The sequence below is a fragment of the Winogradskyella sp. MIT101101 genome (assembly GCF_047126865.1).
GTDB classification, from domain to species: Bacteria; Bacteroidota; Bacteroidia; order Flavobacteriales; family Flavobacteriaceae; genus Winogradskyella; species Winogradskyella ouciana.
Genome location: NZ_CP138982.1, coordinates 555,238 through 581,848 on the forward strand (window position 1 = coordinate 555,238; position 26,611 = coordinate 581,848).

The 26,611-nt window shown below is 35.0% G+C and carries 24 protein-coding genes; 11 read left to right on the top strand and 13 right to left on the bottom strand.

Going from position 1 to position 26,611, the window contains the following annotated elements:
* Positions 1-2: 2 nt before the first annotated feature.
* Complete coding sequence (gene gyrA, locus SIB89_RS02545) at positions 3-2,540, bottom strand: DNA gyrase subunit A (protein WP_155087337.1); 2,538 nt, start codon at positions 2,538-2,540, stop codon at positions 3-5.
* A 262-nt stretch (positions 2,541-2,802) separates the two neighbouring features.
* Here gyrA and SIB89_RS02550 point away from each other — a divergent pair, with 262 nt between their 5' ends.
* On the top strand, positions 2,803-5,358 hold the full coding sequence (locus SIB89_RS02550) for an ATP-dependent Clp protease ATP-binding subunit (protein ID WP_412561036.1): 2,556 nt from the start codon (positions 2,803-2,805) through the stop codon (positions 5,356-5,358).
* A gap of 84 nt (positions 5,359-5,442) precedes the next feature.
* On the top strand, positions 5,443-5,817 hold the full coding sequence (locus tag SIB89_RS02555; RefSeq protein WP_412561037.1) for a hypothetical protein: 375 nt from the start codon (positions 5,443-5,445) through the stop codon (positions 5,815-5,817).
* Between the two features lie 10 nt (positions 5,818-5,827).
* Here the strand turns inward: SIB89_RS02555 and hutH are convergent, their stop codons facing one another.
* Positions 5,828-7,363, bottom strand: a complete 1,536-nt coding sequence (gene hutH, locus SIB89_RS02560; protein ID WP_412561875.1) for a histidine ammonia-lyase — start codon at positions 7,361-7,363, stop codon at positions 5,828-5,830.
* A 125-nt stretch (positions 7,364-7,488) separates the two neighbouring features.
* Here hutH and SIB89_RS02565 point away from each other — a divergent pair, with 125 nt between their 5' ends.
* Positions 7,489-8,841, top strand: a complete 1,353-nt coding sequence (locus SIB89_RS02565; RefSeq protein ID WP_412561038.1) for a TlpA family protein disulfide reductase — start codon at positions 7,489-7,491, stop codon at positions 8,839-8,841.
* 67 nt (positions 8,842-8,908) lie between these two features.
* Here the strand turns inward: SIB89_RS02565 and SIB89_RS02570 are convergent, their stop codons facing one another.
* On the bottom strand, positions 8,909-10,504 hold the full coding sequence (locus tag SIB89_RS02570; protein WP_412561039.1) for an NAD(P)H-hydrate dehydratase: 1,596 nt from the start codon (positions 10,502-10,504) through the stop codon (positions 8,909-8,911).
* An 85-nt stretch (positions 10,505-10,589) separates the two neighbouring features.
* On the opposite strand from SIB89_RS02570, the gene SIB89_RS02575 reads away from it, so the two are divergent.
* Both SIB89_RS02575 and SIB89_RS02580 read left to right on the top strand, forming a co-directional pair.
* Positions 10,590-11,114 carry a GNAT family N-acetyltransferase gene (locus tag SIB89_RS02575; protein WP_412561040.1) on the top strand — a complete coding sequence of 175 codons (525 nt, stop codon included), beginning with the start codon at positions 10,590-10,592 and terminating at the stop codon, positions 11,112-11,114.
* A gap of 35 nt (positions 11,115-11,149) precedes the next feature.
* The gene (locus SIB89_RS02580) at positions 11,150-12,310 is read left to right on the top strand and encodes a T9SS type A sorting domain-containing protein (protein WP_412561041.1); all 1,161 of its coding nucleotides are present in this window, start codon (positions 11,150-11,152) and stop codon (positions 12,308-12,310) included.
* Between the two features lie 43 nt (positions 12,311-12,353).
* On the opposite strand, the gene holA is transcribed toward SIB89_RS02580, so the two are convergent.
* Complete coding sequence (gene holA / locus SIB89_RS02585) at positions 12,354-13,361, bottom strand: DNA polymerase III subunit delta (protein WP_273292913.1); 1,008 nt, start codon at positions 13,359-13,361, stop codon at positions 12,354-12,356.
* Between the two features lie 131 nt (positions 13,362-13,492).
* Between holA and SIB89_RS02590 the strand changes: the two genes are divergently transcribed.
* The 3 genes from SIB89_RS02590 (at position 13,493) to SIB89_RS02600 (ending at position 15,898) form a co-directional block, all read left to right on the top strand.
* Positions 13,493-13,942 (top strand): type I restriction enzyme HsdR N-terminal domain-containing protein, encoded by a 450-nt coding sequence (locus tag SIB89_RS02590; RefSeq protein WP_412561042.1) that lies wholly within the window; start codon positions 13,493-13,495, stop codon positions 13,940-13,942.
* Entirely contained in the window at positions 13,943-14,935 is a 993-nt protein-coding gene (locus SIB89_RS02595; protein WP_155087328.1) for a glycosyltransferase family 2 protein, read from the top strand. It begins immediately after the preceding gene.
* A gap of 105 nt (positions 14,936-15,040) precedes the next feature.
* Positions 15,041-15,898: a flagellar motor protein MotB gene (locus SIB89_RS02600; RefSeq protein ID WP_412561043.1), complete on the top strand. Its 858-nt coding sequence runs from the start codon at positions 15,041-15,043 to the stop codon at positions 15,896-15,898.
* A gap of 59 nt (positions 15,899-15,957) precedes the next feature.
* Here the strand turns inward: SIB89_RS02600 and SIB89_RS02605 are convergent, their stop codons facing one another.
* The 5 genes from SIB89_RS02605 to SIB89_RS02625 all read right to left on the bottom strand — a co-directional run bounded on the left by SIB89_RS02605 (position 15,958) and on the right by SIB89_RS02625 (position 20,398).
* Positions 15,958-16,527 (bottom strand): hypothetical protein, encoded by a 570-nt coding sequence (locus SIB89_RS02605; protein WP_412561044.1) that lies wholly within the window; start codon positions 16,525-16,527, stop codon positions 15,958-15,960.
* 119 nt (positions 16,528-16,646) lie between these two features.
* The gene (locus SIB89_RS02610) at positions 16,647-17,732 is read right to left on the bottom strand and encodes an AMP-binding protein (RefSeq protein ID WP_412561045.1); all 1,086 of its coding nucleotides are present in this window, start codon (positions 17,730-17,732) and stop codon (positions 16,647-16,649) included.
* Positions 17,732-18,667: a CPBP family intramembrane glutamic endopeptidase gene (locus SIB89_RS02615; protein ID WP_412561046.1), complete on the bottom strand. Its 936-nt coding sequence runs from the start codon at positions 18,665-18,667 to the stop codon at positions 17,732-17,734. Before SIB89_RS02615 ends, SIB89_RS02610 begins: the two co-directional genes overlap by 1 nt.
* 2 nt (positions 18,668-18,669) lie before the next feature.
* The gene (locus SIB89_RS02620) at positions 18,670-19,704 is read right to left on the bottom strand and encodes an o-succinylbenzoate synthase (RefSeq protein ID WP_412561876.1); all 1,035 of its coding nucleotides are present in this window, start codon (positions 19,702-19,704) and stop codon (positions 18,670-18,672) included.
* A 4-nt stretch (positions 19,705-19,708) separates the two neighbouring features.
* Positions 19,709-20,398: a DUF2490 domain-containing protein gene (locus tag SIB89_RS02625; protein ID WP_155087322.1), complete on the bottom strand. Its 690-nt coding sequence runs from the start codon at positions 20,396-20,398 to the stop codon at positions 19,709-19,711.
* A 98-nt stretch (positions 20,399-20,496) separates the two neighbouring features.
* On the opposite strand from SIB89_RS02625, the gene SIB89_RS02630 reads away from it, so the two are divergent.
* Positions 20,497-21,423 carry a sterol desaturase family protein gene (locus SIB89_RS02630; RefSeq protein ID WP_412561047.1) on the top strand — a complete coding sequence of 309 codons (927 nt, stop codon included), beginning with the start codon at positions 20,497-20,499 and terminating at the stop codon, positions 21,421-21,423.
* 67 nt (positions 21,424-21,490) lie between these two features.
* Here the strand turns inward: SIB89_RS02630 and SIB89_RS02635 are convergent, their stop codons facing one another.
* From SIB89_RS02635 to SIB89_RS02650, 4 genes are all read right to left on the bottom strand, one after another.
* A complete protein-coding gene (locus SIB89_RS02635; RefSeq protein WP_412561048.1) occupies positions 21,491-22,885 on the bottom strand; it encodes a serine hydrolase domain-containing protein in 1,395 nt (464 codons plus the stop codon).
* 163 nt (positions 22,886-23,048) lie between these two features.
* Complete coding sequence (locus SIB89_RS02640; protein ID WP_412561049.1) at positions 23,049-23,726, bottom strand: metal-dependent hydrolase; 678 nt, start codon at positions 23,724-23,726, stop codon at positions 23,049-23,051.
* Positions 23,727-23,762: 36 nt separating this feature from the next.
* A complete protein-coding gene (gene menA / locus SIB89_RS02645) occupies positions 23,763-24,668 on the bottom strand; it encodes a 1,4-dihydroxy-2-naphthoate octaprenyltransferase (protein WP_412561050.1) in 906 nt (301 codons plus the stop codon).
* A gap of 15 nt (positions 24,669-24,683) precedes the next feature.
* Positions 24,684-25,523 (bottom strand): 1,4-dihydroxy-2-naphthoyl-CoA synthase, encoded by an 840-nt coding sequence (locus tag SIB89_RS02650; protein WP_155087317.1) that lies wholly within the window; start codon positions 25,521-25,523, stop codon positions 24,684-24,686.
* Positions 25,524-25,652: 129 nt separating this feature from the next.
* Between SIB89_RS02650 and SIB89_RS02655 the strand changes: the two genes are divergently transcribed.
* Complete coding sequence (locus tag SIB89_RS02655) at positions 25,653-26,051, top strand: hypothetical protein (protein WP_412561051.1); 399 nt, start codon at positions 25,653-25,655, stop codon at positions 26,049-26,051.
* A gap of 142 nt (positions 26,052-26,193) precedes the next feature.
* On the top strand, positions 26,194-26,610 hold the full coding sequence (locus SIB89_RS02660; RefSeq protein WP_273292121.1) for a hypothetical protein: 417 nt from the start codon (positions 26,194-26,196) through the stop codon (positions 26,608-26,610).
* Position 26,611 lies beyond the last annotated feature (1 nt).

Here is a 26,611-nt window from a genome sequence, read left to right on the forward strand (position 1 = left end):
TTTTAGTTTTCAGTTTCATTATTATCAATAGCCGTGCCATCCTCATTAGGTGCCTGATTGTCAGACAGCTCAGAATCTAACTCTTCAACATCTTCATCGTCATCTTTCATGACTTTTGCTACTGCAGCAATAGAGTCATTGCCTTTTAAGTTAATGAGTTTTACACCTTGTGTTGCTCTTCCCATTACCCTTAAATCAGCGACTTCCATACGAATAGCAATACCAGATTTATTGATAATCATTAAATCATCGTCATCTGTCACATTCTTTATAGATACTAAGTTACCTGTTTTTTCTGTAATAGAAATAGTTTTTACACCTTTTCCGCCTCTATTGGTAATTCTGTAATCATCTAAACTAGAACGTTTTCCATAACCATTTTCAGAAACAACTAGGATATTGCTGTCCATATCATCTACTGCAATCATACCTATTACTTCGTCTGTTTTTTCATCTTGTAATCTAATTCCCCTAACACCAGAAGCATTTCTTCCCATTGGTCTGGTCTTGGCTTCTTCAAAACGAATGGCTTTACCAGATTTAAGTGCTAACATTACCTGACTCTCACCTGTTGTAAGCTTTGCTTCCAATAACGTATCATCTTCTCTAATGGTAATCGCATTGATGCCATTAGTACGAGGTCTAGAGTATTGCTCTAAAGATGTTTTCTTAACCTGACCTTTCTTTGTCGCCATAATGACATAATGACTATTGATATAGTCTTGGTCTTTTAAGTCTTGTGTACAAATGAAAGCCATCACTTTATCATCTTGCTCAATATTTATAAGATTCTGAATAGCCCTTCCTTTAGATGTTTTAGCTCCTTCAGGAATTTCGTAAACACGCATCCAGAAACATTTTCCTTTTTGTGTGAAGAACAGCATATATTGATGGTTAGTACCTACAAATAGGTGTTCTAAGAAATCCTCATTACGAGTAGTCGATGCTTTTTGACCTACTCCACCTCTATTTTGGGTTTTATATTCCGTAAGTGAAGTACGCTTAATATAACCTGCATGCGAAATAGTAATGACAACTTTTTCGTCTGGAATCATATCTTCAATACTCAAATCACCACCTGCATATTCTATAACCGAACGACGGTCATCACCATATTTATCTCTTACCACTTCAAGCTCCTCCTTTATGATATCCATTCGACGCTCTTTCTTGTCTAAGATATCTTTAAGATCTATTATGGTTTTCATTATTTCTTCGTACTCAGAACGTAATTTGTCTTGCTCCAAACCAGTTAACTGACGCAAACGCATCTCAACAATGGCCTTGGCTTGTATTTCGGAAAGTTTGAATCGTTCAATTAAATTGTTTCGAGCTTCATCTGCATTTGAAGATGCACGAATAATTTTAATAACCTCATCAATATTGTCTGAAGCTATAATTAAGCCTTCTAAAATATGAGCACGTTCTTCAGCTTTACGTAATTCATAAGTAGTACGTCTAACAACAACCTCATGTCTATGTTCAACAAAGTAGTGAATTAGTTCTTTTAAATTTAATAATTGCGGTCGTCCATTTACTAAAGCAATATTATTAACACTAAAAGACGATTGTAATGCGGTGTACTTGTATAATTTATTAAGTACAATATTAGGAATCGCATCACGCTTTAAAACATAAACGATTCGCATTCCGTTTCTATCAGATTCATCTCTTATGGTAGAAATACCTTCAAGCTTTTTATCATTTACCAAGTCTGCAGTTTTCTTAATCATATCTGCTTTATTGACTTGGTAAGGAATTTCGTTTACGATAATGCATTCACGTCCATTAACTTCTTCAATATTGGCTTTACCACGCATAACGATTCGGCCACGACCTGTATGAAAAGCTTCCTTTACACCATCGTATCCATAAATTGTTCCTCCAGTAGGAAAATCTGGTGCCTTAATATGTTGCATCAACTCATCAATCTCAATGTCGTTATTGTCTATATAAGCTATAGTACCATTAACAACTTCCGTAAGGTTATGCGGAGGCATGTTTGTAGCCATACCAACTGCAATACCAGATGCTCCATTAACCAAAAGACCAGGAATACGCGTTGGCAAAACCGTTGGTTCTTCAAGCGTATCATCAAAATTTAATTTATGATCTACTGTTTCCTTGTCAATATCTGCCAACATGTCTTCAGAAATCTTGCGCATTCTAGCCTCAGTATAACGCATTGCTGCTGGACTATCGCCATCAACCGAACCAAAGTTACCTTGACCATCAATTAACATATAACGCAAACTCCACTCTTGGGCCATACGTACCATAGTATCATAAACTGAAGTATCACCATGTGGGTGATATTTACCTAAAACTTCACCAACAATTCTTGCCGATTTTTTATGTGCTGTATTTGATCTAACACCAAGTTCGTGCATACCATAAAGTACACGTCTATGTACTGGCTTTAAACCATCTCTTACATCTGGTAACGCGCGTGACACAATGACTGACATTGAGTAGTCAATGTAAGCCGATTTCATTTCATCTTCAATGTTAATTGGAATGAGTTTTTCTCCTTCTGCCATATATAAAATTAATTAGATTTTTTGTAGGTTTTCAAAACGTGCTAATATAACCAATTTGGTAGTGTTTAAAGAGAATTTAAGGCTTGTTTTTAGGAGTTTTTATTAACAATTTTTAATATCTTTTTCGTTAATAAGTATCTTGATATTTGCTTTGATTTAAAATGCTTTTTTAGTCTATTCGTTTACACATAATATTTAAGGTATGGTTTTTGTTCTTTAGATAATATGTTTTTACTATTTTTAAAGCAGAAAGGAATTTACTATGGATGATAATTTTTCCCCAAGAGTTAAAGATGTTATAGCTTATAGCAAAGAGGAAGCTCTGCGTTTAGGTCACGATTTTATTGGTACCGAACATTTAATGTTGGGATTACTTCGTGACGGAAACGGAAAGGCAATAGATATATTAAGTTCATTGGATGTAGACCTTAATCATTTGAGACGAAAAGTTGAAATTTTAAGCCCTGCTAATCCTAATATAACAACAACATCTAACGAAAAGAAAAACTTGCACTTAACAAGGCAAGCTGAGCGTGCTTTAAAAACAACTTTTTTAGAAGCAAAACTGTTTCAGAGTACCTCTATAAATACTGCACATTTATTATTGTGTATTTTAAGAAATGAAAATGATCCAACTACTAAATTGTTGAACAAACTTAAAGTTGACTATGACAACGTTAAAGAAGAATTTAAATCTATGATTACAAGCGAAGATGATTACCTAGATGAGCCAAAGTCAGAATCATTCTCAGATGATGATGCAAATGAAGAAGAAGAGGATGCAAAACAAAACCCGTTTGGTGGAAGCCAATCTAGCAAAACAAATAAGAAGTCTAAAACACCTGTTTTAGATAACTTTGGAAGAGACTTAACCGTTCTTGCTGAAGAAGGCAAACTAGATCCTGTTGTGGGTCGAGAAAAAGAAATACAGCGTGTATCTCAGATATTGAGCAGACGTAAGAAAAATAACCCTCTCTTAATAGGAGAACCTGGTGTTGGTAAGTCTGCTATAGCCGAAGGATTGGCACTTAGAATTGTAAAGCGAAAAGTATCGCGTACTTTATTTAATAAGCGTGTAGTAACTTTGGACTTGGCTAGTCTAGTTGCTGGAACAAAATATAGAGGTCAGTTCGAAGAGCGAATGAAAGCGGTAATGAATGAGCTAGAAAAGAATGATGACATTATTCTCTTCATTGATGAAATTCATACAATCGTTGGTGCTGGTGGAGCAACTGGTAGTTTAGATGCTTCTAACATGTTTAAACCTGCTCTTGCTAGAGGAGAGATTCAATGTATCGGAGCCACAACTTTAGATGAATACAGACAGTATATTGAAAAAGATGGTGCCTTAGAACGTCGTTTTCAGAAAGTCATTGTTGAACCAACAACTGTTGAAGAGACAATTGAAATCCTAAATAATATTAAAGGTAAATACGAGGAACACCATAATGTTGATTATACAGATGACGCAATTGAAGCTTGTGTAAAATTAACTAATCGCTATATGACTGAGCGATTCCTTCCAGACAAGGCCATTGATGCCTTAGACGAAGCAGGTTCTCGAGTTCATATAACAAATATTGACGTGCCTAAGCAGATTCTAGAGTTAGAGAAGAAGCTAGAAGAGGTTAAGGAAACCAAAAACAGTGTTGTAAAGAAACAGAAGTATGAGGAAGCTGCAAAGCTAAGGGATGATGAAAAACGACTAGAAAAGGAGCTTGCTTCAGCCCAAGAAAAATGGGAAGAAGAAACCAAACAGCACCGAGAAGTGGTTACCGAAGATAATGTAGCTGATGTCGTATCTATGATGACAGGTATTCCTGTAAACAAAATTGCACAGACTGAAATTAATAAATTGTCTCAATTACCAGACCTTATTAAAGGAAAAGTAATCGGTCAGGATACTGCTGTTGCAAAAGTTGTTAAAGCAATTCAGAGAAACAGAGCTGGATTAAAAGACCCTAATAAACCAATAGGTTCGTTTATATTCTTAGGCCAAACAGGAGTTGGTAAAACTCAATTGGCAAAAGTATTGGCTCGCGAGTTATTTGATAGCGATGACGCCTTAGTACGCATTGACATGAGTGAATACATGGAGAAGTTTGCGATATCTCGTTTAATTGGAGCACCTCCAGGATACGTTGGTTATGAAGAAGGTGGTCAGCTTACTGAAAAAATTAGACGTAAGCCATACGCTGTAGTACTTTTAGATGAAATTGAAAAAGCACATCCAGATGTCTTCAACATGTTATTACAGGTTCTTGATGATGGATACTTAACAGATAGCCTTGGTCGTAAAATTGATTTTAGAAACACCATAATTATTATGACTTCTAATATTGGTGCGCGCAAATTAAAAGACTTCGGAACTGGTGTAGGCTTTGGTACTTCTGCTAAAGAAGCCCAAGAAAGTGATTATGCCAAAGCAGTCATTGAAAACGCACTTAAAAAAGCCTTTGCGCCAGAATTCTTAAACAGAATTGATGATGTCATTGTATTTAACGCTCTAGAAAAAGAAGATATCAATAAGATTATTGATATTGAATTAGTGAAGCTTATAAGCAGAATTAAAGATTTAGGTTATGAACTTAAATTAACAGCTAAAGCGAAAGACTATATTGCTGAAAAAGGATTTGATAAGCAATATGGTGCAAGACCACTAAACAGAGCTATACAAAAATATGTAGAAGATGCTCTTGCTGAGGAGATTATCAATTCTAAAATCCATGAAGGTGATACCATTACCATGGATTTGGATTCTAAAAATGATAAATTGAAGATTAAAATTAAATCTTCAAGCAAGACTACTGAGTCCTAAACACTTAGAAAATAAACACTAAAAACTCCTCAAATATTGAGGAGTTTTTTTATATATTAAGGGAACCGTTGAATTATTTAAATCATGAAAGAATCCCTAACCTTCGACTTTTGTGATATGACGATTTATGATCATTATGTCGTTGTTGTTATGAAAGAAGGAGTAAATATTACACCAGATTATAACAACATTTTGGTGGAGGTAACTGACGCTTACTATGCGGACAAACCTTTCGTTTACATAACACATAGAGTCAATTCGTATTCTGTAGATCCAAAAATCTACTATGAAACTGCAAAAATTGACAATCTAATAGGGTTTGCCGTGGTCTCCAGTAATTATAAAGCCAAAGTTAATGCTCAAATTGAGCAAATGTTTTTTACCAAACCTTTTGAAATATTTACCGAATTAGAAGACGCTTTTAGCTGGGCCAATGAACTTATAGAAAAGAATAGCTAGAGTGTGAACATCAATGTTTTTCCACACCATAATTATTTAAAAACAACTCCTCTACTTCTATATCAACCTCTTTAATAAACCGTATTGAAGCTTCAATATCATTATGTAACACCTGGTCTTCTTTTATAAATGGAACCTCTTTTCTATAGTGTTCCAAGAAAGACTCAAGTAAAGGAGACGTTTTTAATGGTCTTCTAAATTCTAAGGCCTGTGAAGCATTCATCAACTCAATAGCAATGATGCGCTCTACATTTTTAATTAAGGTGTGGGCTTGAGTTGCAGCATTGGCTCCCATACTTACATGGTCTTCTTGTCCATTACTAGAAACGATACTGTCCACACTAGCAGGTGAAGCCAATTGTTTATTAGCACTAACAATACTAGCTGCTGTATATTGTGGTATCATGAAACCAGAATTCAATCCAGGATTATCTACGAGAAACGCTGGCAAACCTCGTAACCCTGAAACTAATTGAAATATTCGGCGTTCAGAAATATTACCGATTTCAGCCATGGCAATTTTTAAATAGTCTAAAGCCAAAGCTAAGGGCTGCCCATGAAAATTACCACCAGAAATTATCATATCCTCATCAGGAAAGATATTTGGGTTATCCGTAACAGCATTGATTTCTGTTAAAATCACTTTCTCTACAAAGTCCAGAGTATCCTTTGTAGCTCCATGTACCTGAGGAATGCATCGGAACGAGTATGGATCTTGCACATGTTCTTTTTCTCTATTGATGAGTTCACTTCCTTCCAAAAGTTCACTAAATCTCCTTGCAACTTTTCTCTGACCTGGATGTGGTCTTACATCATGGACCAAATCGTGAAAAGGATCTAATCTCCCATCAAAAGCATCTAAAGAAATAGAGGCTATGATATCTGCCATATATGATGTTTTGTGAGACATCAATAACAAATAAACACCATAAGCACTCATAAACTGTGTGCCATTTAAAAGCGCCAAACCTTCTTTAGCTTCAAGTTTAATGGGCTCCCAACCAAATCTTGTTAAAAGTTCTGAAGCTTCAAAATTTTCACCTTTATGCACAACACTTCCCTTTCCTAAAAGCGGTAAAGCTAAATGTGCTAAGGGCGCCAAATCACCTGATGCTCCCAATGACCCTTGTGTAAATACAAAAGGAAATATATCATTATTAAAAAAGTCTATAAGCCGCTCAATGGTTTTTAACTGCACACCACTATGTCCATAACTTAATGATTGAATCTTTAAAAGCAGCATCACTTTAACAATGGATTCTGGAACACGATCACCAGTGCCGCATGCGTGAGACATCACCAAATTCTCTTGTAATTTAGTTAAGTCTTCATTAGAAATCTTTACATTATAAAGCGAGCCAAAGCCTGTATTTATTCCATAAATTGGCTTTTTATTATTGGCTAGCTTTTCATTTAAATAAGCTTTACAAGCTGTTATTTTATCAATTGACTTCTGAGAGAGTTTTAATTTTTTGTTTTCTTTAAAAATATTGTATATCGTAACAATATCAATTGTTTCAGAAGAAATGATATGATAGTTATCCATAGATTCTAAGTTATATCCTTCAAAATTGAGAATATTTTTTGGTTTCACAACAATTTGTTAATAAATCATATTCTCTTGAATATCTCCTTATAATTTATATTTTTGATACTCACAAAACATTAATTATGAAAAGATTATTTGTCATTTGTATTGCAGTTTCCCTCTTTGCATGCAAAGAAGAACCAAAAATCGATTATGCATTACTTTCAGGTAAGATTGAAAATCCTGCTAATAAGGTTGTTACTATTCTAAACGGCAGAGAAAAAGTAAAAGAAATAGCTCTAAATGACGATGGAACCTTTGCTGATACTCTAAAAATTGAAAATGGCACTTACACTTTCGATCACGGAAGGGAAATAGCTTATCTATACTTAGAACAAGGTGACGATATTCATATTACTGTAGATACAAAAGAGTTTGATGAAAGCATAAAGTTTACTGGTATAGGATCTGAAAATAATAACTATTTAGCCAAAAAAGTTTTAGCTGATGAAAAATCTAACTTAGATTTTGCAAAGGTGTTTGCTATGGAAGAAGCAGAATTTCTTGCTACTATGGATGAAGTAAAAAGCACTAAGCTTGAATTGCTTAAAAGTGCAGAAAACATAAGTGATGACCTCAAAGCTTTAGAAAATAAAAATATTGATTATGAACATTTTGCAGACCTTCAAAGCTATAAATCTTACCATGCTTACTATGCAAAAAAAGAAGAATTTAAACCATCTGAGGATTTTATGAAGTTATTGCAATCCGTTGATTATAATAACGAAGAAGATTATGCCAAGCTTGACAGTTACAAAAGACTGGTACAAGGTCATTACGCTTCTAAAATAAGTGACAGCAAAAATCCATCTGAAGTTTTTGAAGATATCAATAACAACACGTTTTCAGCTCTAAAGGCTGATCTTTCCAATAGATTACGTTATGATATTTCGCCAAATAACGAGCATAATGAAGCCTATTACAATGGCTTAATGGCCATGTCTTCTGATGAAAAATTCAAAGAAGGATTAACAGCTAAGTATGACAAAGTAAAGAAGCTGGCAAAAGGAATGCCTTCTCCAGAATTTGTAGAGTACGAAAATCATAAGGGCGGTACAACATCTTTAGAAGACCTAAAAGGAAAGTATGTCTATGTAGATGTTTGGGCAACTTGGTGTGGACCTTGTATTAGGGAAATACCTTCACTAAAAGAAGTAGAAAAACAATTTCATGGTAAAAACATTGCATTTGTTAGTACTTCTATTGATAAAGCCTCCGCTCATAATACTTGGGTAGAAATGGTGAAGGAAAAAGAACTTGGAGGTGTGCAATTAATGGCTGATAACGACTGGAACTCACAATTTGTAAAAGACTATGCCATTGAAGGCATCCCAAGGTTTATCTTAATTGATCCTGATGGTAATATTGTTAGTGCGGATGCACCAAGACCATCCAATCCTAAATTGGTGAAGATGTTTAATGAATTAAAAATATAATTAGTGGAATAAGTAAAAAAAGCCTTCTAAATGAAGGCTTTTTTTTATGTTCTATAAGCAAGTGTATCTATCGTTTTTTAGGTCTCCCTCTTTGTTTTTTCGCTTTTTGTTGCTGTTCTTCTTGTGCCTCTTCCTGTGGTTCTTCGGGTTGTTTAAATAAATCGATATAAGCTTTACCCATATAATCTGTAATGTGACTTGCAATTAAACTTTGGTAGCCATGATCCTCCAAAGCAATATCTGCTGACTTCCCATGAAGATAAACACCAAAAATAGTTGCAGCCAACTGCTCATAACCTTGAGCAACCAAACCAGAAATTATTCCGGTTAGCACATCTCCACTTCCTCCAGTTGCCATGCCTGGATTCCCTGTAGTATTTACATACAGTTTATCACCAAATACGGTGATACTATGAGCACCTTTAATCAGTACAATAACCTTGTATTTTTTAGAGAATGCTTTTACCTTTTTAAGTTTTTCAAAATCGTCTGACCACTTCCCTATCAAACGTTCCAGCTCTTTAGGATGTGGTGTTAAAATGGATTGCTCAGGTAATAATTTCAATAGCGCTTTTTTCTTTGAAAGAATATTCAATCCATCAGCATCAATAACCAAAGGGGCTTTATTTGTTTTCAAAAAAATTTCTAAAGCACTTATTGTTTCATCCTCTGTTCCGAGTCCAACACCTACTCCGACCACTGTTGGATCAATATTGAAATTAATATTACTAATAAAATTGGGTTTTTCATCTGTAATCACCATAACTTCTGGCAACGATGTCTGCAAACTCTGGTAACCACATTCTGGTACATAAGCCGTTACCAATCCTGCACCAGAGCTGAGTGCAGCTTTACAGGCCAAATTTACAGCTCCAATTTTTCCATAGCTTCCACCGAGAATCATAACATGACCAAAATCACCTTTGTGCGAAAATTTATCCCTAGGTTTATAAAGCGGTAAAACTTCTAACTTTGCGATAAGCTCTGCTTCCGTTTCAGTTTGCATGAGATAATCTCTATCAATGCCAATATCCAAAACTTCCCATTGTACTGTATATTTAGCTGTCTCTGGTAAAAAGAATACCAATTTTGGAGATTGAAAACTTAAGGTATAACCAGCGTGAACTACGGCATTTTCATCCTCAACAGCTTTGTCTGTATATAATCCTGAAGGAATATCTATTGCTAATGTATACGCCTTAGAAGATCTCCACCATTGAAATAACTTCTGAACCCATTCGTTAGGTGGTCTATTCAACCCAATACCAAAAACAGCATCAACGATTATATCTCTTTCTTTGATAACAATTTCCGAAAAATCTGCGCCACAACTCAACATAATTGGCCATTCCTTGGTGACATCCTTTATACGGTCATAATTGATGAGAAAATCTTTAGACCGTTTATCGCTACAATTAACAATATAAGTCACCACATTATAACCATGTGTAATTAAATGACGAGCCAAAACCAAACCATCACCTCCATTATTACCAATACCACAAAACACATGAATAGGCACTTGTGCGCCTTGCATTCGCATATGAATCCAATTAAATATTTGGGTTCCTGCACGTTCCATTAAGTCTGTAGATGAGATGTTTTGGCGTTCGGTAGTGAGTTTATCACCTTCGTAAATTTGCTCTTTTGATAATATTTTCATGTAATAATTCTGTATATTGAATGCTAAATTGTTATGTAAAAATAACATATTCCCAGCCAACCGAATAAAAACTTCTCGATGTTTAATGACTTCAGAAAATTCATTTCATACACAAAGACTCCATATTAGACCAGTAACAACAGAAGATGCTCCCTTTATTTTAGAGTTAATGAATACACCAAAATGGATTCAGTTTATTGACGACAGAAAAGCAAGAACCATTAAAGAGGCAGAAAACCACATTATAGAAAAAGCACTTGTACAGTTTAATAAACATAGTTATAGCAACAATGTTATTTTAAGAAAAGATGATAACGTAAAACTTGGCACTTGTGGCATAAACCATAGAGAAGACAGGGAAGATCCAGATATAGGTTTTGCTTTTCTACCTCAATATGAAGGTAAAGGCTACGCCTATGAGGCTGCCAATAAATTAATGCATGTGGCGCAACAAAATTATGGCTTAACCGAACTAAGCGGTTATACCCTAGAAGAGAACGCTGCTTCACGAAAACTGTTGGAACGTTTAGGCTTTAGTTTAATAGGTTTAGGAAACTTGCCCAACAGTGATGATGAGTTATTGCACTATCATAGGGTTTTAGATTTTTAAAGTCCATTAACTTTTACACTTTACCCCAAATTCTTGTGGCTTATGTAGTTTTTAATGCCCAAATCTTTAGAATTGCTACATTTAGACATTATTCAAAATGTTCTATGGTAAAGCAAGCATGTTTTAATATCATTCTATTTTGTTCCATTTTATGTGTGAGCGCACAGCAATTCACTCTAGAAACCGCTTTAAGTGCCTCAGTTAGTGAAACTTCAGGATTACTGTATTTAAACAACACGCTTATAACCCACAACGATTCTGCAACAACCAACCAACTGTTTGATGTGGACACCTCAACTGGTATGGTGACTAGAACCGTAACTATAACAAATGCCACAAACACAGACTGGGAAGATCTCACACATGATGACACATATATTTACATTGGTGATTTTGGAAACTACCAAGGTAACCGAACAAATTTAAAAGTCTATCGTATAGCGATTGTAGATTATTTTGCTAGTACGTCAGTAACAGCAGACGAGATTAATTTCAGCTACAGTAACCAAACTGATTTTACACCTAGCCCTTTAGCAACAAACTTTGATGCTGAAGGCTTAATTCATTATAACAATTCACTGTACGTGTTTTCAAAAAATTGGATGGATGGCAACACAAATATCTATGAGTTGCCCAAAACACCAGGCACGCATAGTGTTTCTATGGTGGACACAATAGCCGCAGAAGGTCTAATTTCCGGTGCAACATTTAATATTCTTAGTAATGCTGTAATGTTGATTGGTTATGATGCAAACGGAGCATTTTTAATTGAACTAGAGGGTTTTCATTCTGGATTGTTTTCTAATGGGACCGTTACGAAAACTTCCGTAAGCGTGCCAGCAAATTATTCGCCACAGATTGAAGGTATCATTCAACTGAATGCGGATGAGTACTATGTTTCAGCTGAGGAAAATTCTTCACTAAATGCTGGTTTGTACAGTTTTAATACTTCAACTTTAAGTACTTCTGATATAGAAACTGAATCTATTTCTTTTTATCCAAATCCTGCTAAGAGGCTAATTACTTTAAGTCAAAATAATCTTGAAACAAGGATTTATTCTATAACTGGGCAATTGGTAAAAACTTCCAACAAGAAACAAATTGACATTTCTGATTTGAACTCTGGTGTCTATTTAATTAAAATCGAAGAAACTTCTAGTGGTAATAGCGTAACAAAACGATTGATTGTTGAATAGGCTTTGACCTTTCAAACTAAACAGGGTTACGATTCGTCAAGCATCAACCCAAAATCCTAACCAATAACTCTTTAAGCAAATCACCTTGAGGTACCGCATTGGCACCTACACCTTTACCTTTTACATCAAACTCACGAAGCAACGAAATAACAGCACTCACCTTTTTCATCGGATAATTACGAGCAGCTGTTAAATATTCATTTACAAAATATGGATTGACTCTTAAGGCTGAAGCTACGCTTCGCGGTGACTTATCGTGCATGCCATGAAGGTGCAATAACTGAGAAAAGAAACTAAACAATAATGAAACTGTAACCACCATAGGATTATCCTTAGGATTATCTGCAAAATATTTTGCTATTTGGTGTGCTTTTACCACATTACGCTCTCCAACCGCTTTTCGAAGTTCAAAATTGTTGAAATCTTTACTTATCCCAATGTTTTCTTCAATATGCTCTGGAGTAATTTGAGTGCCTTTTGGGAGAACGATTTTTAACTTATCGAGCTCATTATTCACTTTACTTAAATCAGTTCCCAGAAACTCAACAAGCATTTGGGCAGCCTTTGGAGAAATATCGTAACCTTGGCCTTTAAGAACACGCCTTATCCAATCTGGTACTTGATTGTCGTATAGTTTCTTACTTTCAAAAACAACACTTCCATGTTTATTTAATGCCTTATATAACGCTTTACGTTTATCTATTTTTTTGTACTTGTAGTTAATAACTAAAACCGTGGTTGGCTGGGGATTTTCGGCATATTTTGCCAATTGTTCAATGGTTCTACTTAAGTCTTGAGCCTCCTTGACAATAACCACCTGTTTTTCCGCCATCATTGGATAACGCTTGGCGTTACTTACAATATCATCAATAGAAACATCACGGCCATAAAGCACCATTTGGTTAAAACCTTTTTCAGCTTCATCTAGCACATTATCTTCAATAAAATCCGAAATCTTGTCTATATAATAGGCTTCCTCTCCCATGAGAAAATAAATGGGCTTGATGTCCCCTTTTTTAATCGCGCCAACTAGTTGTTTTACTTCGTCCAAAGTTTTCTAAAATTCCAAAATTAAAAACTCTAAATTCCTAAAAATGAGCATACACTATTGGAATTTGGAGTTTGTCTATTGAATATTGCCTTTATGTCCTTAAATTTGATTGAAATATTACAACTTAAGCATTGCAAGACCTCAACTTTCCTAAGTTTGAATACCGACTCAAAAGTACAGAAAATAAAGTTTCTATTTTTGATGTCATTCGGAAAAAATTCATCATCCTTCAACCCGAAGAATGGGTAAGACAGCACTGTGTCCATTTTCTAATCAATGAGAAGAAATTTCCTAAATCTTTAATCAACGTTGAAAAGGAATTAACCATCAACGGATTGAAAAAACGGTACGATATTGTGGTGTTTAATCCTGATGGAAGTATTCACCTTATGGTTGAATGTAAATCATACAATATAACCATAGACCAAAGCACTTTTGACCAAATAGCACGTTATAATTTACAGCTAGATGCAACTTATCTCATGGTAACCAACGGAATTAATCACTATTATTGTGAAATGGATATGCAAGCAGAACGTTATGTGTTTTTAAAAGATATTCCAGATTACACCACAGTATAAATGTACACAACAAAAGACATCGCAGTAGTAATTTTAAACTGGAATGGTAAAGCATTACTCAAGCAGTTTCTACCTTCGGTTGTCAATTATTCTCATGATGCTAAAATCTATGTAGCCGATAATGCTTCAACGGATGGTTCCGTTTCTTTTGTTTCTGAACATTTCCCAACAGTGACCACCATTCAGAATGCAGAAAACGGTGGTTATGCCAAAGGTTATAACGATTCCCTGAGATATATTGAAGAACCTCTACTCTGCCTTTTAAACAGCGATATTCAAGTCACTGAAAATTGGTTAAAGCCCATTGTTGATGAGTTTAACGCGAACACTCAAACTGCAATTATTCAGCCAAAAATCCTAGACTATAAAAACAAAGACTATTTTGAATATGCTGGTGCAGCTGGAGGCTTTATAGATAAATACGGATATCCCTTTTGCAGAGGTCGCATTTTTGATACCATTGAAAAAGATAACGGCCAATACAATGATACTATAGACATCTTTTGGGCATCTGGAGCGTGCCTTTTTATTAAAAATTCCGTGTTTAAGGAACTAAACGGATTTGACCAATCCTATTTTGCCCACATGGAAGAAATTGATTTATGTTGGAGAGCTTTTAACACCAACCACAAAGCAAGGTATGTAGGAACCTCAACCGTTTATCATGTTGGTGGTGCCACATTGAGCAATACCAATCCCAGAAAAACCTACTTAAACTTTAGAAACAGTCTATTTACATTGGTAAAAAACACAGATTCTAATCTTTTTACCAGATCTGTCGTTAGATTAAAGCTCGATGGTATTGCCGCATTTCGGTTTTTATTCCAATTTAAACCGAAGTATTTTTGGGCTATAATGAGAGCTCATGCGTCATTTTACAAAGGATTGGGACGAATCCTTGCGCAACGCAAACAACTTCCAAAACGACCCAACTACTATAATACCAACTCTATTGTTTGGTCCTATTTTGTCAAAAAAAAGCGAAAATTTTAATTGTTTATAAAACTGTTAAAATTTTTGTTAATCATTGTTTAGACAACTACTCTTTTCTATAATTTTGATATGTTATAATTAACAACTAAAACTATAATTCAAATTATGAAGAAATTAATGTTATTAAGTGTTTGCTCAATGGTGTTGTTAGCATCTTGTGTGTCGAAGAAAGAGTACGCGGCGCTTGAAGCAAAACATCAAGAAACTCAAGATTTATTGAATTCTGCGACTGTTAAATTAAATAAATGTCTATCTGATGCTGCTGCAGCTAATGCTAGAGTCGAAACGATGAAAGATCAGTTGGCTGACATGAGAAAGAGCAATGAAGCCTTGATAAAAAGCTCACAAGATTTAACTGAGCTTACCAGTAAAGGTGCAGAAAACCTTGAAAAGTCATTAGAAAGTCTAAGAGAGAGTAACCTTAAAATTACACGTCTACAAGATGCATTATCGCGTAAGGACAGCGTGACACTTGCTATTGTAACAAGTCTTAAGAAAGAAGTAGGCATCAACGATCCAGATATTGAAGTTAATGTTGAAAAGGGTGTTGTGTTTATTTCTATCGCAGATAAATTATTATTTCAAAGTGGAAGCTATACAGTAACCAACCGTGCTAAGGAAATTTTAGGAAAAGTTGCCAAAGTAGTAAACAGCAAACCTAATTTTGAGGCTATGGTTGAAGCACACACTGACAACGTACCTTATAGCAAGCCACCTTTAATGGATAACTGGGACCTGAGTGTAAAACGTGCTACTTCTGTGGTAAGAGTATTAGAGGATTTAGAAGTGAACCCACAACAATTGGTTGCTGCTGGTCGTAGTTACCACGTACCTTTAGTTGAAAATGATACTGCCGAAAACAGAGCAAAAAACAGACGTACAAGAATCGTTGTGATGCCAAAAATCGATCAGTTCTATGAAATGGTTGAGGAAGAAATGAAAAACCTTTCTGCACAAAACTAATTTCTTTTAGATATACAATTGAAAACTCAATGCGATGGCATTGGGTTTTTTAGTTTATTTTAATCTTTAATAACAGCTATAAGTTCTGGTAATAAGGCAATAGCTGTTAAGACCACAGCATTACTTTTCTTTTTGGTTGTTTTATTTGAATCCTTAGAATCCGTTTTTGCAACTTCATCTTTTCTATTAGGAATACGAATCATTACTACTGAATTTTCAGAATCTTCAATAAAGTTTTCTTTCGCAAACTCATAAGCGAGCTCAATGCCATCTTCTTCAAAAGTTTTCACGCTAGACTTTGGATGTTCAATAACATATAGTAGTTTTTTTATGTCAGTAGCTTCAACTTGAGTAAGTGCAATGCCACTAAAACTTGAATACGTAACAATACTAATGAGATCGTCCTCAGTAACTCGCTTAGTCAACAATTTAAAAGCTTGTTTTAGAATTACCTTATCTTCTGTATTAAAATCATCAGCGTAAGTCTCAATAAGGAATGTGATGTTCTTTGTTTCGGTCGAGTCGGTTTGAACACTATAATGTTCTACAATAAATGTAATCAGATTATCAAGTGTAACTGATTCTGTTTCAATGTTTTTTTCCTGTGCAAAACTTGCCGATGTCATCATCAAAGCAAGTAATAATGTGAATAGTCGTTTTATTGGTTAGGTGTTTATAGTTGATATAAAACTATGCACCTTACCTAGAAAATAAAACTGGAAATGAGTGAAGTATGCGTATGAATGAGTTAACTACTCAAAACCGCTTTTATGGTTTTTTTACGCTGTATTTTTCCTGTTGTGGTTTCAGAAAATTTATCAATGACATAGATTTTCTTTGGGATTTCAAACTTATCCAATGTTTTTAATTCCTTAATATTCTTAAGAATATGGTCTGTGGATTCTTTTGAATTTTCAACAATGAGAACCAACTTTTCACCTAGATCAGTGTCATCTTCTCCAGCGATAATATAACGCTCATTGATTATAGGTTGCAATTTTTCCTCTATTTGCTCAGGAAACAGTTTTACTCCGCCCGAATTAATAACATTATCGTAACGTCCCAGTAATTTAAAACTGGTTTTAGATTGTAAGTCCACAATATCATTGGTCACCAGTGGCTCTTTAACCAGGTTAGGTGCATGAACAATCAAACAGCTTCTATCATCTGTGGTAAATTCAACATTAGGCAACGCCTTAAAATATGGTTCTCCGTCACCTGCTTTTGATTGCAGTTGTCTAACAGCCACATGCGTCACGGTTTCAGTCATACCATAAGTTTCGAAAAACTTTGAAGGTGCTTCTTTAACTTTTTTCAGCAATGGCTTGGTTACCATAGAACCACCTACAATTATGGTTTTTATATTGTTGACATAATCTATAGTATGCTTTAACTGAAGCGGCACCATAGCACTAAAGTCATAGTGCTTTTCGTAATTAAATATCGGTTTTGAACTTGGCTCTACAAAGTCTATTTCCAATCCCAATACCATAGCTCTCACTAACATCATTTTACCAGCTATATAATGGCTAGGCAAACAATGCAATGCTTTATCGCCAGGTTGCAATCCAAAAAAATCACCAGTAGCAATGGCAGAGTTTACCATAGCCTGTTTCTGTAGTTTTATCTTTTTAGGTTGGCCGGTGGAACCCGAAGTCTTAACGACCAAGTAATCATCATTGTTTAACCAATCGATTAAAAAATTACCTATTTCTTTTTCGTAAGGGTCTCCTTCTTTTATAACGCTATAGGCAACTTCATTTAAATCTCCATGATTAAAATGAATTCCATTAAACTTAAATCGGTTATGAACTTTATTGAAAGTAGGTGTCATTATTTAATAATTTTATAATCTTCTTTTTGTGGAGGAACTACTTTTCCGAATAAACGCTCTTTCCAATTGTTCCATCCGTAGCGTTTAGATAGAATCAACAACATTATTGGATATACTACCAAAACAGGAACTAATATTTCACCAATAATACTCATTGATGGTTCTGCGGTGCTTCTAAAAATGGCATCCGTTTGTAATGCTGTCCAGTCTGCAGTTACCAATAGCGATGCCAATAAATTGTTACCTAAATGAAATCCTAATGCGAGTTCCAATCCATCATCCATCAAGGTCATTATACCCAGTAACAATCCTGTACCAATGTAGAAAATCATCATTTTCCAGAATCCTATAGCTCCAACTTCTGGGTTGGCACTATGTGCAATACCAAATAGTATTGAGGTAAATATCAATGGAAACCATTTGTTCCTAGCCAACACACCAAGATGTTGCATTAGGTAGCCTCTAAACAAGTACTCTTCTAAACCGATTTGAAAAGGGAATAAAATAATACTTACCAAAAATAGTATGGCAAACTTGCTGGCATCAAACTGAAAAACAATTTCTGAGGAATCTATTGAATAGGCTACGAAAAAACTTACTAAAGTAAATACAGCTATCATCATAAACGAAAAGAAAACCCTGCCGAAATCTACTTTATTTCTTGCTGTGGTTAGTGATAATATACTACGTTGATGCACAAATTTCACTAATAGAAACAATAGCCCTAATAATATAGCAAATGGTGCTAAGTTTATGGCCAAATTTAAGCTTGAAGGGATGTTCGCAAAAAGATCGTAAGCCGCCTCTAGATCTGCCTGATCATATGTTAAGTAGATGATGAAGTTAACAAAGAAAACACCTCCAACAATAACCGTTGTTAGAAAGAACATCCATAAATAAAGCTGGCCTTTGTAGGCTTGTTGTATATAATTCATAGCTATAAATTAAAATTCCAAGGTTGTTGATTATCGTATTGCAAAGTACCATTTTTTACGGTTAATGGCGAATCAAAGTTGTTGGTAAATAAACTTCCAGTGCCTAAACCTTGTGGCAAACTATTTTTAAGCGTATAGGTCCATTGGGAAATGGCATTCAACCCTACATTACTTTCAAGAGCGCTTGTTATCCACCATTTAATATTTAGTTGTTCAGCTAAGTCAATCCATTGCTGGCTTCCGACAAAACCACCAATCAAACTCGGTTTTAAGATGATATATTGCGGTTTTATGGTTTGAAGCAAATCATTTTTGTCTTCTTTAGCGAACACACCAATCAACTCTTCGTCCAAAGCGATAGGTAAAGGCGTGACTTCACAAAGTTTTGCCATGGCTTCAAATTGCTTGGGTTTTATGGGTTGCTCTATTGAATGAATTACATATTCAGAAAGACGCTTCAGTTTCTCTAAAGCCTCATCTTTTGAAAAAGCACCATTGGCATCAACTCGCAATTCGATATCAGAAACCGAAAATTCTTTTCTAATGGATTTAAGGATATCTAATTCCGTTTGAAAATCAATAGCACCAATCTTCAGTTTAATGCAATCAAAACCAGATGCAATTTTGTCCTTGATTTGTTGGCGCATAAAACTCTCGTCGCCCATCCATACTAAACCATTAATGGGAATACTATCAAACTCTTTCGTAAAAGCTGATGGAAATAAGGTGAATTCATCTGCGCTTTCCAAAGATTTAAAAGCGGTTTCTAAACCAAATTGAATACTTGGAAATTCAACAAGCTCACTGACCAAGTTTTCTTTACCTAAATTGATGTTTTCACAAACCCATTTTAGTCGCTCTTGGTAGTCTGGTCTGTCGTCAATACTTAAGCCTCTTAAAATACCGCACTCACCTATACCTCTTTTTCCGTTTTCCTCCAGAATAATAAACCAAGTTTCCTTTGTAGTCATAACACCTCTTGAGGTGCCACTTGGCCTTTTAAAGTTTAGAATATATTTATGATAGGTGGCTTTAATCATTTTAAATATTGTGGTGCATGCTAAATTGCAATTGCCCTTTTCCCCAAGCATTGGTCTTTTGGTTCATCCAACCGAACTGAAAACGAATTTTTGGATTCAATACATAGCCAACACCTAAATAGGTTCTGTTTCTATCAAATAGCTGCACTTCCCTTCCGTCTCCAATATCCATTTGACCATTGATAAACAGTTCGTTATATAATGCCAAATAAACGGCTTTCGGACTCAATTCCTTGGAATTTAAAGGCACATTCAAAAACAAGTTATAACGATAACGTGTTCTAAAATCCTGATTTTCAACAAATCGCTGTTCGTATCTAAAACGATGCGTTAAGTAAAATCTATTGCCCAACTTTTGAGGAATCAATGCTTCTTGGTAGATTCTGCTCTCTCCAGAGGTTTCATCGCTTTCTCCGAATTGACCTGTGGTGACGTTACCATAACCCAACGTGAATTTTACTCCAGCATCTTTAGGAGAAAAGGTAATCCCAGAACGTAACAGCAACTGCTCCATATCACCGAGACCTTGCCAATCTCTATATTGAAAATCCCCTTGAAATCCCCATTGACTATCTTTAAACTGATGACTGAAAAAGTACATGTACCATGCTCCGGTTTGCGATTCGTCAACTTGTGAAAAGGTACTGTTTAAGGCTAAAAAGAATACTAAAATTAATAGTTTAAATTTCATAAATAATAATTTCAAAAAATCAAAGGTTAAAAATACGCAACTCCCTTTTTTTAGACGAGCGATTGTTTTAAAAATTTTCTATTTTTAAAGAAAAATCAATGCCAGATTTTCCGAACATAATCCTGTACGCCATTCCGTTTTTTATTTTGGCCATGCTGCTAGAATTGTATGTTACTGCTAAGCAGCATATTAAATCTTACGAGACTAAGGATGCGTTTTCATCCATTGCTATGGGATTGGGTAATGTGATGCTTGGTTTTGCCAGTAAAGCTCTGGTCTTATTGGTTTTCTTTTTTATTTATGACAATTTTAGACTGTTTGATATCCCTGTAGCTTGGTGGTCTTTTGCCTTATTGTTTTTTGCTGATGATTTCTCGTATTATTGGTTTCATCGTATTTCGCATGAGTGTCGCTTGTTTTGGGCATCGCATGTTGTGCATCATTCCTCGCAGCACTACAATCTAAGTACAGCATTACGACAAACGTGGTCTGGTGGTTTTTATACCTTTATTTTTTGGTTATGGTTGCCATTGTTGGGCTTTCATCCTGCAATGATATTGTTGCAAATGTCCATTAGTTTGTTGTATCAATTTTGGATCCACACCGAAGCCATCAATAAAATGCCGAGATGGTTTGAAGCTATTTTTAATACACCATCGCACCATCGTGTACATCATGGTAGTAACCCAATTTATTTAGATAGAAATCATGCAGGTATTCTAATCATTTGGGATAAATTCTTTGGGACTTTTCAACCAGAGCTGGAAGACGAAAAAGTAACCTACGGCTTGGTAAAGAATATAAAAACCTATAACCCAATTAGAATTGCATTTATTGAATGGTGGTATTTGTTTAAGGATGCATTTACAGGTAGAAAATCTGTAAAAAACAGATTTCAATACTTAATTAAGCCACCAGGTTGGAAACATGATGGTACTGGGAAGGTTTCTGATGATTTGCGGAATGAGTGGATGAAGTCAGTTGGCAGTGTGCAGTCCTCAGTTAAAAAAAATAGTTTTAAATAGTTGATTAGCAAAACCTATAAGCCTGTCCGAAGGAAACCAACTACTTAAAATTATTTACGTGCTAGTTTTATTTTACAGCTTTTAATATATAATTAGGAATCATTTCATTCGGTGGTGTGCTTTTTCCATAAAGTTCATATGAGTTGTAATTTCCCCCTGTAAATACTGTAATCATATCAAGCTCTGGCCATATATTTATTTTCTGTCCACCATTTCCAGAAGCCAAATAAGAATTATATTGCTTACCGTCAATCATAAAATATTTATGCTCCCACAAATAGCCATAATCGCCTTCTTCCATATCAAAGGTTTTATCTATCCACTCCTGTGAAATTACTTGATGTCCATTCCACGTACCACCATCTTTGTACATTTTTGCCAATCGCACTAAATCCCTCGGTGTAATATACATTTGGCAGAATGTATTTCTACTGGTTGGATTTGGTTCAAAAATCCATTTATAATTGGTGATTTCCATTGGCTCATAGAAATGTCTTCTGGCGAAGTCTTCTATTTTTTCATTTGTTACAATTTCAACCAAACTGCCTAGAGTAAGTGCACAGCCTGTACAATATGACGAGTATTCTCCTGGTTCTGCTACCATAGGTAAATCAAGCGTATATTTTACCCAATCTTCACTTTGCATCATTCGCATTTCGTTTCCTTTACTATCCGGATTATTATTTTCACAGTCCATTCCGTGGCGATAAGTCAAGAAATCCTCTATGGTGATTTCCTTTTTTCTGTCGTCAATATTTTGAATGTTTTGATACTTTGTGTCAAAAAATGGTAAGAGTTTTTCTTTTTCGCTTTTTATAAACCCTTTGTCAATTGCTATTCCAAGAATTCCACCTAATAAGGGTTTGTTAGCGGATCTTAATTGATGTGGTGTATTAGCATCATATCCATAAAAGTATTCTTCAAGTACTAATTTGTCATTTTTAAAAATTAGAATGCTGTGTACTTCAGGAAAATTTCCCTTAATGGTTTCCTTTACCATATTTATTATTGGTTCAGGATTCGCAAATTCCCTAAATAAATCTCCTGAGGTCAAACCATCATTTTTTTGTTCAGGTTTGTTATAAGAATAGTCCTCAGCATTATTGAATAGTGCTCTTCGCGGGAACATTTCAACTTTTTTAAATTCCTTATTCAATAGCTTGAAATATTGACCATCCGATTTATAACCTAAAACCTTACCTTTTTCATCTCTTTCAAAAACAACTGGTTTATTTCTTATGTTAACAAAACTGTCTTTTTCAACATGCTTCAACGGATATTTAGAATTGTCCAATATAGCATAAAGCGTAGTGTCAAATTCTGATGCTACAAGGTCTAAGGTTGTTTCTCCCACATATTCATAATGTCCTTGGTAGTCAGTTAACTTTTGATATTGTGAATTTTCTTTTGGTGAAGAACAGCCAATTGTTATAAGCGTAATTAAATAAAGTATTTTTTTCATTTATTGAATTTAGAGTAAAGACGAATTTTTAAGTGAAGTGTGACAGTCTCTTTAGCTTGCATATAACTTTAGAGGTATGAAGTCGCTTAATGCTTACAAGTATCATGCTGAGTTTATCGAAGTGCTCAGCAAAAGTGCCTTATATCTATCAGATGTAAAAAAATCAAAGCTCAACACTCTCACCAATATCCAATAACATTAAATCTTTATCCTTATCAAAGAATTTACGTTTGGCGTCTTCGTGGTCTATTTCAATATAGCCAAAGGTATCAAAATGGTAGCCTAAAATTTTATCGCATTGTACAAAATCACTGGCTATGATGGCGTCCTCTACTCCCATGGTAAAATTATCTCCAATCGGTAAAATGGCTAAATCGAGTTTGGTCTGCATTGGGATGAGCTTCATATCCATAGTTAAAGCTGTATCACCAGCAATATAAATGTTTTTATGTTCTCCTTCTATAATAAAACCACCTGGTTGTCCGCCATAACTACCATCTGGAAACGACGACGTATGTATGGCATTAACGTATTTTACATTTCCGAATTCAAAATCCCAAGAGCCACCATGGTTCATAGGATGCCCTTCTAAATCTAGGTTTTGATAATGCGTTACGATTTCGTAATTAGAAACAATAACAGCTCCTGTACGTTTGGCAATGGCTTCAACATCTAAAATATGATCTTGATGCGCATGTGTCACCAGAATATAATCTGCTTTAAGACTTTCTATATCAATCTCTGAAGCTTTCTCGTTGCCTGAAATAAACGGATCAACAAGAATATGAATATCTTTTATCTGTATGCCCAAACTGGCGTGACCGTAAAATGTAATTTTCATCTGTTTTAAATTTTAAAGGATAATACGTCCTTAAATTTAATACAAAATATAGCCAATACCTAACAAGAGTGAAAAGAGAAATGTGGATAATGCCAAGACCTTTAATTGACTGTCAAAGTCATTAGGTTGCTTAGCGGCTTTTATCTTTTTAATGTGAAAGATCAATGGTATAAAAGCGAGTAGATACAAAAAATTGTATGGCGCTACGTAATATAGAATTGAGAATATTACCGTAATCACCATAGCACCTATAATGAGAAGAAAATGGTATTGCTTGGCACGGTGAATACCCAACTTAACAGCTAAGGTAATTTTACCAACATTGGCATCTGCATTAAGATCTCGCATATTATTGAGGTTTAAAACACCAACACTCAACAGACCCAAGGCAATTGCAGGTAGTATAACCACATGGTCTATGGTTTGCATGTAAAGTAAGTAACTGCCCATAGTACTCACAAGTCCAAAGAAAACAAATACAAAAATATCCCCCAATGCCCTGTAACCATAAGGTGAATCTCCCATGGTGTAATTTAATGCGGCATATACTGAAATACCACCCAAAAACACAAATAATAATAAAAACAAAAAATTAGTGGGGCCAAAAGCAGCTAAAATTAGGGACAGCGTTAAAATAATGACCACTACAATATTAAACTTAATGGCATCGAGCATTTCATTTGGAGTGATTTTACCACTTTGTACAGCGCGACGTGGCCCAACACGATCATCATTATCCGCTCCGTTAACACTATCTCCGTAGTCATTGGCTAAATTAGAAAGTATTTGTAGGCTTATGGTTGTTAAAATAGCCAATACTAAAACCCACCAGTTAAAACGACCATTGTAACAAGCAAAACAAGTGCCTACAATAATTCCTGAAACAGAAAGCGGTAAGGTTCTTAGTCGCATGGCAGAAAGCCATGGTTTAATTTCTTTCATTCAAAATGTGTTAGATTATGGAATCCATTTCTTATCGAAGTTGGGTTTCCTTTTCTCTAAAAAGGCATCTCTTCCTTCTTTTGCCTCATCTGTCATATAGGCTAACCTTGTAGCTTCACCAGCAAACACCTGTTGCCCAACCATGCCGTCGTCCGTAAGGTTCATAGCAAACTTTAACATCTTAATTGAAGTTGGCGATTTAGCTAATATTTCTTGTGCCCATTCATAAGCAGTCGTTTCCAAATCAGCATGTGGAATAACCGCATTGACCATTCCCATTTCATAAGCTTCTTGGGCTGAATAATTTCTTCCGAGGAAAAATATTTCACGTGCCTTTTTCTGACCTACCATTTTGGCTAAGTATGCCGAACCATAGCCACCATCAAAACTGGTGACGTCTGCATCAGTTTGTTTAAAAATAGCGTGTTCTTTACTGGCAAGGGTTAGATCGCATACCACATGTAAACTGTGACCTCCACCAACGGCCCAACCTGGTACAACAGCTATAACTGCCTTTGGCATAAAACGGATAAGACGTTGAACTTCTAATATATTTAAACGATGGTAACCATCCTCACCGACATAACCTTGGTGCCCTCTTGCCTTTTGGTCACCACCAGAGCAGAAACTCCAGATGCCGTCTTTTGATGACGGTCCTTCTGCACTTAACAAAACGACTCCAATATTTACATCTTCATTGGCATCATAAAATGCGTCGTAAAGTTCTGAAGTTGTCTTTGGGCGAAAGGCATTTCGTACGTCTGGGCGATTAAAAGCAATTCTGGCTACTCCATTACTTTTATGATATGTTATATCTTCATAAGACTTGGCAACTTTCCAATCTATATGACTCATATTTTTCAATATTTTGACAACAAAAATAAGGAATTAATAATAATGAATTAAAGGTAATTTTTATTTGATTTTTTAAGGTGCAATAATATATTTACATACCCTTATTATTAACCCTAACCTTAATCAATAATGATTAATGAACTTAACCTGAAGAGCAAAAAATATCGTGTTTACAAATCTGAAATAGGTGATTTATACCTCTTTGATAATTATGTTATCACTAACTTCAACGAAGGTGTAGATCTTAATTATGCTAACTTCTATGAAGCTGGCCTCGAAATAAGGAATCACTTTATGGATAAGCCGTTTGGCTATATTGCCAACAGAAATAATTCCTATTCCATAAACCTACATGATGTTACAATTTTCAACAAAGCCTTTCCTAACTTAAAAGCGTATGCTATTGTTACTTACAATACTTTAACTGAAAGAGTATTTGAAATTGAAAATCATTTTTTCACCTCAAACCGACAAGCGTTCAAGAATATTAATGATGCTATTGCATGGGTTGAGGAAATCCTGTCTTAACAACTAAAATTATTGTGTAGTACAATTCTTATAGTGTTACAATTTTCAATATTTTAAGTGACCTTTTTAAAGTTAATGTGTCACATAATAGGCGCTTATTTAAAGTGCTGAAAATTTAGTTGTTAATTAAAGACATATAGTTATGACAATTGCAAACTCTAACGTTGCATCTCAAATTGTTAAACAAACACAATCAGACGTAGGTACTGTGCACTTTTTTGACCATTTGGCTGTTGTAGAATTTAATGAAGGGACGCACATAGATCTAAAATCAGTGAGACAAACACTTGATGATGTTCTGAATCATTTTGGGTATTCTAAGCCCTTCGGAATTATAGCAAATAGAGTCAACTCTTATTCTATTTCTTTACTAGATATAAAAGATGCTAGAGCTACTCTACCAAACTTAACTGCGTATGGTATCGTTAGCTATAATAGTGCCACAAGAATGAATGCTGAAATTGAAAGTAGTTTTTGTGAATGGAAAGACATTTGCTTTAATAACTTATACGAAGGTCTAGACACCATTCACAAAAGAGTTATAAGAAAAAGTGCTTAGT

Excerpts from the sequence above, each read along its gene's own strand:
- SIB89_RS02650 (WP_155087317.1), bottom strand. The coding sequence starts at position 25,523 with ATGAGTCATATAGATTGGAAAGTTGCCAAGTCTTATGAAGATATAACA.
- SIB89_RS02615 (WP_412561046.1), bottom strand. The coding sequence starts at position 18,667 with ATGAATTATATACAACAAGCCTACAAAGGCCAGCTTTATTTATGGATG.
- SIB89_RS02570 (WP_412561039.1), bottom strand. The coding sequence starts at position 10,504 with ATGAAAATATTATCAAAAGAGCAAATTTACGAAGGTGATAAACTCACT.
- SIB89_RS02655 (WP_412561051.1), top strand. The coding sequence starts at position 25,653 with ATGATTAATGAACTTAACCTGAAGAGCAAAAAATATCGTGTTTACAAA.
- SIB89_RS02630 (WP_412561047.1), top strand. The coding sequence starts at position 20,497 with ATGCCAGATTTTCCGAACATAATCCTGTACGCCATTCCGTTTTTTATT.
- SIB89_RS02555 (WP_412561037.1), top strand. The coding sequence starts at position 5,443 with ATGAAAGAATCCCTAACCTTCGACTTTTGTGATATGACGATTTATGAT.
- SIB89_RS02565 (WP_412561038.1), top strand. The coding sequence starts at position 7,489 with ATGAAAAGATTATTTGTCATTTGTATTGCAGTTTCCCTCTTTGCATGC.
- SIB89_RS02625 (WP_155087322.1), bottom strand. The coding sequence starts at position 20,398 with ATGAAATTTAAACTATTAATTTTAGTATTCTTTTTAGCCTTAAACAGT.
- SIB89_RS02600 (WP_412561043.1), top strand. The coding sequence starts at position 15,041 with ATGAAGAAATTAATGTTATTAAGTGTTTGCTCAATGGTGTTGTTAGCA.
- SIB89_RS02575 (WP_412561040.1), top strand. The coding sequence starts at position 10,590 with ATGACTTCAGAAAATTCATTTCATACACAAAGACTCCATATTAGACCA.
- SIB89_RS02660 (WP_273292121.1), top strand. The coding sequence starts at position 26,194 with ATGACAATTGCAAACTCTAACGTTGCATCTCAAATTGTTAAACAAACA.
- SIB89_RS02610 (WP_412561045.1), bottom strand. The coding sequence starts at position 17,732 with ATGACACCTACTTTCAATAAAGTTCATAACCGATTTAAGTTTAATGGA.
- hutH (WP_412561875.1), bottom strand. The coding sequence starts at position 7,363 with ATGGATAACTATCATATCATTTCTTCTGAAACAATTGATATTGTTACG.
- SIB89_RS02635 (WP_412561048.1), bottom strand. The coding sequence starts at position 22,885 with ATGAAAAAAATACTTTATTTAATTACGCTTATAACAATTGGCTGTTCT.
- gyrA (WP_155087337.1), bottom strand. The coding sequence starts at position 2,540 with ATGGCAGAAGGAGAAAAACTCATTCCAATTAACATTGAAGATGAAATG.
- SIB89_RS02640 (WP_412561049.1), bottom strand. The coding sequence starts at position 23,726 with ATGAAAATTACATTTTACGGTCACGCCAGTTTGGGCATACAGATAAAA.
- SIB89_RS02605 (WP_412561044.1), bottom strand. The coding sequence starts at position 16,527 with ATGATGACATCGGCAAGTTTTGCACAGGAAAAAAACATTGAAACAGAA.
- SIB89_RS02550 (WP_412561036.1), top strand. The coding sequence starts at position 2,803 with ATGGATGATAATTTTTCCCCAAGAGTTAAAGATGTTATAGCTTATAGC.
- menA (WP_412561050.1), bottom strand. The coding sequence starts at position 24,668 with ATGAAAGAAATTAAACCATGGCTTTCTGCCATGCGACTAAGAACCTTA.
- SIB89_RS02595 (WP_155087328.1), top strand. The coding sequence starts at position 13,943 with ATGTACACAACAAAAGACATCGCAGTAGTAATTTTAAACTGGAATGGT.